Source organism: Acinetobacter sp. WCHAc060025 (assembly GCF_004209355.1).
Taxonomy (GTDB): Bacteria; Pseudomonadota; Gammaproteobacteria; order Pseudomonadales; family Moraxellaceae; genus Acinetobacter; species Acinetobacter wuhouensis.
This window is the reverse complement of sequence record NZ_SGSX01000009.1, coordinates 167,570-178,856: the sequence shown is the minus strand read 5'-3', so window position 1 is coordinate 178,856 and position 11,287 is coordinate 167,570. Positions and strand designations below refer to the sequence as shown.

Below are 11,287 nucleotides of genomic sequence, written 5' to 3'. Positions count from 1 at the left end.
TGCGGGCAATAAGGGCACAGTGAGTACACCAAGTACAGACTTTACTGCTGATACAATTGCGCCGGTCTTCCAAAGTGCAGAAGTCAACACAGCAGGTGCGATAGTCCTGCATTATGATGAAATATTAGATATTGCAAATCCACCATTGGCGAACCAATTTACAGTGACCGTTGGTGGTGTTGCGGTAGATCCATCGAAGATCACAGTCAGTATTGTTGGCAATGATGTGATCTTAAGCCTAGTACCAGCGGTTAAATCTGGTCAATCGGTGAGCGTAAGCTATACAGATCAAAACTCAGCACAGAATGATACAAATACGATTCAAGATGTAGCTAGCAATGATGCGGATAACTTAATTAACCATGAGATTGATTTAACAGATAATCATTCAACGATGAATGATTTGAAAATCTTGACAGTATATGACTATGTTGATCAAGTAAGCGAGACTTTATTAACAACCCCAGAAACGATAAATTTAAATGGGTTTAGTAATGAAGCATCTCCAACCATTATTGGAAAAGCCAACGCTGGTGAAAAAGTAACAATTACTATCCAAGGTTATATTTATGAAGTTGATGCTGATAGTAATGGTGTATGGACATTGGATTTAAGAGCACAGTCTCCAACTGTCGTTTTATCTAATGGTCTTGTGAACATTAGTGTAACTAATGGAACTACCACTGTAACTTTTGAATATACAGTTGACACACAACTTGCAAGTCCTACGCTTGAATTAGCTGAAAATAGTGGGTCAGGTGCTGACTTGATCACCAATAATGGTCAAATCAATGTTTCAAATATTGAAGCAGATGCAATTTGGAATTACCAAATCAAAGGTGGTCAATGGGAGCCAGGACAAGGTACATCATTTACATTAAAAGATGATGGTGATTATACGATTGGTGATATTAAAGTCCAAGTTATTGACAGAGCTGGAAATATTGTAGAGGTTATTTATGATAAAGCCTTAACTCTAGATACAAATCCACCATTACCGTTAACAGCAGTATTGCTAGAAGATACCGCGATTAATAATGATGGTATAACGAGCAATGGTACTCTTGAAATTACAGGTATTGAGCAAGATGCTAAAGTATATATCAATGTTAAGGGAGCAGGTTGGATTGAGGTTGAAGCCGAGGTAGGTACTGGTTTATTCAAATATTTACTATCAGAAGTTGTGTATGCTGTTGGTGATATTCAGCTAAAACAAGTCGATGTAGCAGGTAATGAAAGTGTTATTACAGATCTAAAAGCTATCGAGGTAGATCAAACTGTTGCACCAGTTACAGTACGCCTTGAAGATACAGGTGCAATCGAGTCAACAGGCACAGTGATAACCAAAAATCCTATTATTACTATTTCAAATGTTGAAACTGGGGCGAAGCTTTACTATACAAAAGATACTGGCACAGCCGTAGAAATCACCACAAAAGATAGCTTAGGTAATTATATTTTAGTATTACCAGCAGGTAATTATTCAGCAAATACTTTTAATTTTTACCAAGTGGATGTTGCTGGCAATACAAGTACTCTGACTACTTTATCTAATTTTGTAATAGATACGACGGTCGAACCTGTTGTAATTACGAATTTATTAGATAACACGAATAGTAGTGCGAATGTATCTTCTGGTGCATTAATTAATAAAAATGATTTTACGCTTACAGGAACTGCTGAAGTAGATTCTAACGTAGATATTTATATTAATGGCGTTAAGGTCAATACAACTCCTGTTAAAACAGGTAGTGATGGTCAATGGGCATTTGATTTTGGGAATGCGAATCCTGCATTAACAAACTTTTTTGAAAATGGAGTATTAAAAGACGGCAACTATACGATTACGGCAAAATCTACAGATCTTGCAGGGAATATTTCAAACTCATCTGATGGTTATTTAGTGAGTGTGGATACTGTTATTCAAGCGCCAACACTAGATAAAGTTACAGGGGATGACAGTATCAGCTCTGCTGAATATTTGTCTGGGATCAAATTGTCTGGAACAGCAGAAGCAGGAAGTACGGTTTATGTAGAATGGAGAAATACTGTTTCTAAAGATGGAACTTTATTAAACCCTAATATTTCAGCTTCATTTATAAGTGATACTCAGATTAAAGTCACTTCTGACAGTGCTGGTGATAAGGTATCTATAGTTGTTAATGGTAAACTTTATGAAGTTACTCTAGATAGTAGTAAAACAGCGACTATTACCCTAGATCAAGCCTATACAGGAAATGTAGATGTAAAAGTAACACACACTTTTATTACAGATTACATTACAACTGTTACCATCAGTAATTTAGATTTTACGACAACAGCTGATGCAAATGGGAAATGGTCGTTGCCTATAACAGGATTACCTACTATTCCTGATCAAGCGAGTAATGCTCATATCTCCGTTTCATCAGAAGATCAGGCAGGTAATACAAGTTCGAGTGTTGATCGTACTGTTCCAATTTTACGCAATGAGTCTGGAACAATTAATGTGATTGCGGGTGATGATAAAATTAATAAAGCTGAATGGGATAGTTATACTACTGCTTCACCATTTACGGTATCTGGTAATAAAACTGATTCATTAGAAAAATTAGATTATTTATACTTCAAAAAAGTAGTTGGTTATAATCCAGATGGGACAGCAATTACTGAAGTTGTTTATTCTTCTCCTAGTGTCCCATTATCAGTTGATATTTTACTAAGTAATTATACTGGGGATAATTGGCAAGTCAGTCTTCAGTCAGTATTGTCTAAGTTGGGTGAAGGGACATATAGAGTCGAGTTGAGAGATAGCATAACATCTACTTCAACACTACTTGCTTATAGGGATTTTTTAATAGATACGATAGTTCCTTCTGCTCCTGTTATTACGGAATTATTGGATTATGTTGATAGTTTTGGAAATATTAAGTCTAATCCAGAGTCGATAACGGAACTCCCTCTAACAGATAAGTATTATACGAATGACTCTTCACCAGTAATTAATGGAACTGGTAGTGAGGTAGGTAGTATTATTACAGTGTTAATTAAGGATTTGGCTGGAAATATCATTGAAAAATCATATGCGAGTGTAAATGAAAATTTACAGTGGACGTATGATATTAATAAGTCTATTGATGATGGTGATTATAAAGTTGAAGTATTTGAAACCGATAAAGTGGGCAATATTTCACAGACTACAACAATAGATCTTGTCATTGATACAGTAGCTCCAGATTTCACTGTAAATTTAGTAGCAAATGATCCTACGACTGGCGCAATTGAAATTGATTTAAAAGAAATTTCAGATGGTGTTGAAGTTAAAGGACATGTTGATCAGGTTTCGACTACGATCACCGTTGAAATAAATGGTAAGAGCGTAACTGCTGTCGTAGATGCCAATGGAAATTGGACTGCTAAATTTACTTCAGCCGATCTCATTGGTTTAAATGATGGCACAGATTATCCAGTTAAAATTACAGCTGTAGATTTGGCAGGGAATCAATCTGAAACAACATTAAATGCACACACAAAATTTGGTCATTCAGTTGAATTAAAAGAATCAGATTATGCGGGTACAGCATTGGTTGTAGAGACTGATTTAGCAGTTGCCAATACAACTTTAAAACTTCCTACAGCTGCTATTCAAGTGAAAGGGCAAAACGTTGTTTGGAGTCTTGAAAATGGGGTTGCCGTAGGAAAAGTGGGTAATGAAGTTGTTATCCAAGTTAGAGCAAATGCAAATGGCAAATACGAAGTCGTATTATCACAAGGTATAGATCATATTGGTTCAGACATTGCCACGATTCAAATTCCTGTTGAAACGAATGGTGTAAATTCTCAACTAAGTATAGTCGTACATGATGGGGAGCCAGTTGTTTCACCTGTAGTTAATATTGATATGACTGAAGCAGGTACAGTTACAGGCACGTTTGTAAACAGCTTTGGTATGGATGGAGGCTATTTAAAATCAGTCACGATTGAAGGTAATACTTATATCTATAACTCAGTGACAAACACAGTGACACAATCTGGAACTTCAAAAACAGTATATGCTTATAGTTATTCAAATGATGAAAATCATATGCTTACAGTTACAACTGTGCATGGTAATACTGTCAAAGTGAATATGCAGACTGGTGAATATGAAGTTTCTGCATCGGGTATTTCTGCAAAAGCAACGGTGAATGTTGCACCTGAGGCAAGTTTGGGTGATACAGGCGGTTTATTGGGTGCAGCCAATGTCAATGTTGCAGGGTTGATTGACCTAAGTAATAGCCAATTATTTACCGTCAATGATGGTAATAATAATATTAACAAAGTCGTGATTAATAATGCTGCATTGGTGAATTTAGACATTGGTGCACATTATACTTATTCTAAAGCGATGGCAGCTGAATTCGGATTGGACATTAGCGTAATTTATGCAGTCCTTCTGTCACCTGCACAAATTACGATTAAATCGAAAAATGGTCAGACCATAGATGTTGATCGCTTGAATGAGTTTTTGGGTACAGTCAAATATGTGTCAGGGCTTGGGCAAATTCTGGATGTGAAACTCTTGGCAGGTCAAGGCATTACTGTGACAGACAGTGATGGCGTGACGGGCACAGATACCACAGTTGATCTGGCGGATGTTGGGGTATTGGCAGGCTTAGGTGAACTAGCCAAATTGCAACAATCGGGCATTATTCAAGAAGGTGACAACGGCAATAATGAACAACTTAAAGGTGATCAGAGTGCCTTATCGAAAGATGACCGCTTATATGGTTATGACGGTGATGATGTTCTAGATGCAGGTGAAGGCAGTGATATCTTACGTGGTGGCGCTGGAAATGACATACTCTATGCGGGCAATGGTAACGATATCCTGATTGGTGGGAAGGGCGATGATGAACTTTGGGGAGATAAAGTAGGATCTACGGATCGTTTTAGTGATGTATTTAAATGGGAAGCAGGCGATCAAGGTACATTTGCAGCACCTGCAAAAGATACAATCAAAGATTTTGATAAAGCATCTGTAACCGAAGGTGGGGATGTACTACATCTTGCAGGACTATTGGTTGGCGAAGGTCGTATAGGCTTTAGTACAGGCAACTTAACCAATTATTTACACTTTACGCTAGAGACCAAAAATGGCGTGGTCAGTACGGTCATTAGTATCAGTAGTACAGGTGGCTATATCGGTGGTTATTCTGCTGCAAATGCATCTAAAACAGATCAGATTATTGTTTTAGAAAATGTAGACCTCATCACTGGTCAGAATAATTATGGACAAAATGTACAATATACAGATCAGCAAATTATTCAGGATTTATTGAACAAAGGTAAATTAGTCGTTGATTCTGCAAATTTAAATGCCGATGCACTGACAGATCAAACCATTGATATGTCTGCGCAAGTGACAGATAACGACGGAGATATTAAAAATACAGGTAACAGTAGTATTGATACCTCTAATGTTCCTGATAAGAACTTTATTGCGGATAATGTTGCACCTGTTACTCAAGCAAAAATTGGCAATCTATTATCATTGATTAATTTAGATGCACTTGGTTTGATTAATTTAAGTCATCAATCACTGACAGCCTTTGATGCCAATGAAAACCTCACTAAGGTTGAAGTCAAATATCAACCAATCATCACAGTGAGTTTGACACCGATGCAGTGGAATGCTCAGCAAGTTTTAGCTGATGCATTGGGCTTGAAATTTGAAATTAAAAATGATGATGGTGTACTGGGTCTGATCGCTTCAAGTTCTAAAATCGTGATTACGGCTAAAGATGGTGGAACGATTGATAATCTTGCGATCAACGAGTTCCTTGCGAGTGTATATCTTTCTGCACAAGGTGGAACTTTACTCACAGGTAATGTACTCAATTTAGATGTAATTAATTCTATCAGCATATCCGCACAGGATAGCCAAGGTGCAACCTCAAGTAGCAATGTTGGACAATTATTAGGTGTGAATCTGCTAGATGAAAGCTTATTCGATCCTAGCAAGAGCAATATTGTGATGGGTACGGATTTAAATGATGTGATTTTGTTTGGATCAAGCAATAGTGACAGAATTTATGGTTTAAATGGCGATGACACTATCCAAGCAGGTGCTGGTGATGACCTTGTACGTGGAGGTATAGGTAACGATAAAATCTACGGTGAAGATGGTAATGACCTATTGCTCGGCGAAGCTGGAAATGATGAAATCTATGGTGGTATAGGTGATGATTACATCGATGGTGGAATTGGTGACGACATCTTAAATGGTGGTGAAGGCAATGACACTATTTTAGGCGGAGATGGTGTTGATACCATCTATGGTGGTATAGGCAACGATTACATCGATGGTGGAATTGGTAATGACATCTTAAATGGTGATGAGGGTAATGACACTATTTTTGGTGGCGACGGTAACGACACGATTAATGGTGGAGCAGGAAACGATATAATTCATGGTGGTCGTGGAAATGATACGATCACAGGTGGTACGGGTTCCGATACAGTAATCCTTGATTTACTCTCTAATACAGATGCTACAGGTGGAAATGGCTTAGATACTTGGAAAGATTTTAGTCTGAGTGACGGTGACAAGATTGATATTTCAAGTCTTTTAACTAACTTTGACCCTAAAACCTCAAATATTAAAGATTTCATATCTTTATCAAATGTGGGTGGAACGGTCACGATCTCATTGGATCGTGATGGGGTAATTAAGAATAGTTTCGGTCAAGATGTTTCAACCTATAAGCCAGCTCAACTGCTTATTTTGGAAAATCAAAGTACGACATTAAAACTCGATGATCTTTTAAATGGAAATCATTTCATTTATTAAAAGTATCAATTAAAGCTGAGTGAGACACCAAACCCTAAGTTCGCTTAGGGTTTTTTATTGCATCGTGAAATTCGATTCATCCATAAATAAACGATTCCAAGCCGTCATTTATGCAATAACACGCTATAATCACAGCCTATTGAGTTTAAATGTTTTATTTTCCTTATGGCTTTTACCTTAGCAACTGAAACGACGTTTGAAGAGGACATTAAAAAGAGTCGCTTTCAAGCGATTGCTGCACCTGTAGAAAATGAACAACAGGTCAAAGAATTTCTAGAAAAGCACCTCGACATTAGCACCACACACCAATGCTGGGCTTGGAAAATAGGACACAATGTTCGTTTTAATGATGACGGTGAACCCTCAGGCACAGCAGGGCGTCCAATACTAGCAACCATTGAAGGTAATGACTTAACCAATACCATTGTTTTAGTCAATCGTTGGTATGGTGGAATCAAACTCGGTACAGGTGGTTTAGTACGAGCTTATGGTGGATGTGTAGGGCAGTGCCTATTACTCGCTGAAAAAATAGAATTAATAGAAAAGAAAAAAGTTTATTTTCAATGTCAGTTTAACGAATGGGCAATCTTTCAATATGAATTGAATACCCAACAAATTGAATACATAGAACAATATACTGCTGATGGTGTGCAGGTAGATGCCTTATTACAAATCCATCAAATTGACGCATTAAAACTTAAAATCCAAGATGTGACTAGAGGACGCGAACAGTTAAAATTATTAGACGAATAGTGTGCATACGTCCTCTCTTGCGAGGCAGCGCCTCTCAGGACGTGAACAGTTAAAATTATTAGACGAATAATGTACATACGTCCTCTCTTGCGAGGCAGTGCCTCTCAGGACGTGAACAGTTAAAATTATTAGATGAATAGTGTGCATACGTCCTCTCTTGCGAGGCAGTGCCTCTCAGGACGTGAACAACTCAAAGTGGTAGAGGAAAACGATGACTGAACAAGATCCATTACTGAAGTATCGTGAGCAACACAAACATCGCTTGAATTATATGCCATGGCTGTATTATTCACTCAAACCCAAAAATAAGGATTGGGCAGTGCAATGGCAAAAAGAATATCAAGCTTATCTTATGGCAATGGAAACGGTTGAAATCGGTGAAAATTGCTTTATTTCTCCATTGGCACACATCTTTGCTGAACCTGGACGCAAAATTATTATCGGTGACAACACCTTTATTGCTGCGGATTGTACCTTGCATGGACCATTGGAAATAGGCAATGAAGTTGCGATTAATCATCATTGTATTTTAGATGGTGGACGTGTAGGGATTAAACTACATGATCAAGTACGTATCGCAGCTTATTGTCATCTCTATGCATTTGATCACGGTATGGATTTAGAGCAACCGATTTACCAACAAGCAGTAACATCGAAAGGCATCGAAATTGGACAAGATGTCTGGTTAGGCGCACATGTAGGCATCAAAGATGGTGTGAAAATTGCTTCGAAAGCAGTCGTGGGAATGAATAGTATGGTGACAAAGGATGTTGCGGAACGTGAGATTGTGGCAGGGAATCCTGCGCGGTTTATCCGATTCCGTGAGTGAATTCACGCTTTGTACAAATCCTTAATAAAAATAAGGATTGATTACATAAAGCTGTCCAAACTTGCCAAAACTTATGCTAATTTTAAATAAAGAAAACCCAGAGCTGGAAAGCTAAAGCGAGGTTAAAATGAATAGAGTCGTGGCGTGTATTGATTCTTCTCCATGTATCAATGCACTGGCAGAAGCAGCTGCTTGGATTGCGCAAAAAACTGGACGTGAATTGGTTTTATTACAAGTTTTGGACTATTACCCAGCAAGTTATCATTTAGGTGAAATTAGTGGGGTCATTGGTTTTGAAAGTAATGCCATGTTACTCAAAGAGCTTGCCGAGTTGGAGCAGAAGCAAAGTGAATTAGCACTAGATTATAGTAATAATTTACTGAAGCACATTTCAGAAATGATTCAAGAAAAATATGGGATCACACCGACTCAAATTCAAATGAAAGGCGATTTTCTTGAGCAAAGTTTTAGTGAACTCACTGTAGATGATATTGCCGTGATCGGTCGTGTTGGTGAGCGATCTGCTGAAAAGAATAAAGTACTAGGAAGTAATGTAGAAAACTTTATTCGTGGTACAAAAAGTACGGTTTTGACTGTAGGCGAAACCTTTAAGCCACCGACACGCTTTATTTTTGCCTATGAGCTTTCCGAAGCCTGTCAAAAAATGCTTAAACGTGTAGAGAAAAGTGACTTGTTACGGCTATTGCAATGCCATTTAGTCTATGTTGGAGATCATCCTGAAATATTAAATGAACCTGCACAACGTTTAAGAGAAGCAGGTCTGGATGTTGTGGTTGAATATCGTTATGGTGATGTCGCTGAAAATATTCTAGATTATCAAAACCAGCATCAAATCCAGTTGATTGTATTAGGTGCATTTAGTCATAGTAAGATTCATCAGTTTTTCCTCGGTAGTGTTACAACAACGATTTTTAGGAATTCATCTGTTCCATTATTGGTGACTAAATAGGGTTCTGTTTTTTGATGAAAGTTTTGATGACCGTTTTGATGAAAATTACGATCAATCGTTATTTATTTCATCATTGTTTTTGAGTAAATTATTTTAATAATTATTGAATAGTTAAGTAAATTACGTAATTCAATAATTGTTTTTACAGAGCCGTAAATCTACAAATTTACGGCTTTTATATTTTTAAATGATAAAAATAATTTGGATAAATCTTGCTTTTTCAAAAGCAATAGTTTTTTAAATATTGCATATTTTAACTGATTAAAAAATAATCTTTTAAATAAATTTCATAATATTCATTGGTTTAAAAAGCTATAATTGAGTTATCCACAATTCTACAAACAAGTTCAGGGGATAACTCAAATATATGAAGTATACAGTGGTATAAAAATAGGAAAATTAAAAATAAAAAAGACCACGATGTAGTCGCAGTCTTTTTTAGTTGAAAAGTAAAATATTTAGGGTTTATTTTACAATTGCGATTGCAAAACCATCATGACCTTTACTACCAACTGTTTGCAATGCAGTACAAGATAAAATTTTCGGATGGTTTTGCATAGCTTTATACATATCACGGATGCCTTCGATACTTGGCTTAACATTTTCAGGGTCAAGAATATCTCCGGCACGAATCACATTGTCCAATACAATCACTGTGCCTGAGTGTGAAAGATTTAAACTGAGCTCCAAATATTCAGGGTAGCTTTGCTTATCCGCATCGACAAAGATAAAGTCAAAAGCTTCTGTATCAGCAGGCAAAGCTTTAAGAATGTCAGCTGCACGACCACATTTTAATTCTACAGTTTGTTTAAGTTTGGCATTATCAATATTTTCTTGCCCTAAAGCGGCATGGGTATCACGACCTTCGATCGTTAAAATATAACCATCATCGGGCAGTGCACGAGCTAGCCACATGGTGCTATAAGCTGCAAAAGTACCAAGTTCTAAAACACGTTTACATTTGTTCATTTGAATCAGCATTTGCAACAACATACCTTGATTGGCTGCAACTGCGAGGTGATCTGGAAATCCTCTGTCAGCCGTATGTTTTAAGGTCTGAGTCAGGATTGGATCTTCAGGAATTAAATGTGATTCGATATAAGCATCGATGTCTGACCACATTTGTTGCATGTTTATCACCTAATTTGGAGTCGCAGGGTTGGTATAGGTGCATTTTAATCGTTTAAACACAGAGTGCAATTTTAATAAAGGTTGTTGCTTTATTTTTGTTCAATTGTGCTTTTGCTGTGCAGATATGAGAAATATGAAGAAATGGCGACAATAAAATCTAAATGACCAATAAAGAGGTTCTAGTTGTAATAATCCTTTAACATTTTGCTAAAACTCAGTAAGAAAGAACTTAAAATGATCAACATCATCGAAAAACTACAGCAGAAGAAAATAATTTTTTGATAGCTTTGCGTGCAACTATTCATTAGAGGTAAATAGTAGACCTGATACATTGAGCGGAAAGTTTGCACGATCAATATAAAAAGGCTGATGAAACTAAAGCTAATCACTATATTTTGAATCATAAAATATTGACTTACTTCAGACAATAGAATGTAAATAATCAGACAACTCATACAGATAATAAAAGTCAGCATACTGGTCGAACTGAGCATTTTTAGAAAGGTTTCGTGCCATTCTTTGCGACTAAGTAAAGAGATTCTGGACATTGTACTGGTCATATTCACTGCTCATTTTTTGTATATTTTAGCAGATGAAAGATGCTTAAATTTTGTTTGTACGACGTGACTTGACGTGTGTTTGCATAATTTTAAATCGTAGTTTTATGACATCAACATGAAATATTACAATTCAAAGCTGAAAAATTTTATATTTTAAAAATTAAATACAGTTTATTACATATTGAATTTTAAAGATTTTTAATTAAATCAAATGCAAATCATCAATTATCACA

Annotated in this window: 5 protein-coding genes; 4 read left to right on the top strand and 1 reads right to left on the bottom strand. The window is 36.6% G+C overall.

Going from position 1 to position 11,287, the window contains the following annotated elements; all coding sequences use genetic code 11:
- The first annotated feature begins 19 nt into the window (after positions 1-19).
- From EXE09_RS09685 to EXE09_RS09670, 4 genes are all read left to right on the top strand, one after another.
- Positions 20-6,811, top strand: coding sequence for an Ig-like domain-containing protein (locus EXE09_RS09685; protein WP_213073887.1), 6,792 nt, complete (start codon positions 20-22; stop codon positions 6,809-6,811).
- 165 nt (positions 6,812-6,976) lie between these two features.
- On the top strand, positions 6,977-7,564 hold the full coding sequence (locus tag EXE09_RS09680; RefSeq protein ID WP_130117121.1) for an IMPACT family protein: 588 nt from the start codon (positions 6,977-6,979) through the stop codon (positions 7,562-7,564).
- Between the two features lie 211 nt (positions 7,565-7,775).
- The gene (locus EXE09_RS09675) at positions 7,776-8,393 is read left to right on the top strand and encodes an acyltransferase (protein WP_087551987.1); all 618 of its coding nucleotides are present in this window, start codon (positions 7,776-7,778) and stop codon (positions 8,391-8,393) included.
- A gap of 127 nt (positions 8,394-8,520) precedes the next feature.
- The gene (locus EXE09_RS09670; protein ID WP_130117120.1) at positions 8,521-9,363 is read left to right on the top strand and encodes a universal stress protein; all 843 of its coding nucleotides are present in this window, start codon (positions 8,521-8,523) and stop codon (positions 9,361-9,363) included.
- Positions 9,364-9,828: 465 nt separating this feature from the next.
- Here the strand turns inward: EXE09_RS09670 and EXE09_RS09665 are convergent, their stop codons facing one another.
- Complete coding sequence (locus EXE09_RS09665) at positions 9,829-10,494, bottom strand: O-methyltransferase (protein WP_130117119.1); 666 nt, start codon at positions 10,492-10,494, stop codon at positions 9,829-9,831.
- Positions 10,495-11,287: the final 793 nt, after the last annotated feature.

Coding starts and splice junctions, on each gene's coding strand:
- EXE09_RS09680 (WP_130117121.1), top strand. CDS start 6,977: ATGGCTTTTACCTTAGCAACTGAAACGACGTTTGAAGAGGACATTAAA.
- EXE09_RS09675 (WP_087551987.1), top strand. CDS start 7,776: ATGACTGAACAAGATCCATTACTGAAGTATCGTGAGCAACACAAACAT.
- EXE09_RS09670 (WP_130117120.1), top strand. CDS start 8,521: ATGAATAGAGTCGTGGCGTGTATTGATTCTTCTCCATGTATCAATGCA.
- EXE09_RS09665 (WP_130117119.1), bottom strand. CDS start 10,494: ATGCAACAAATGTGGTCAGACATCGATGCTTATATCGAATCACATTTA.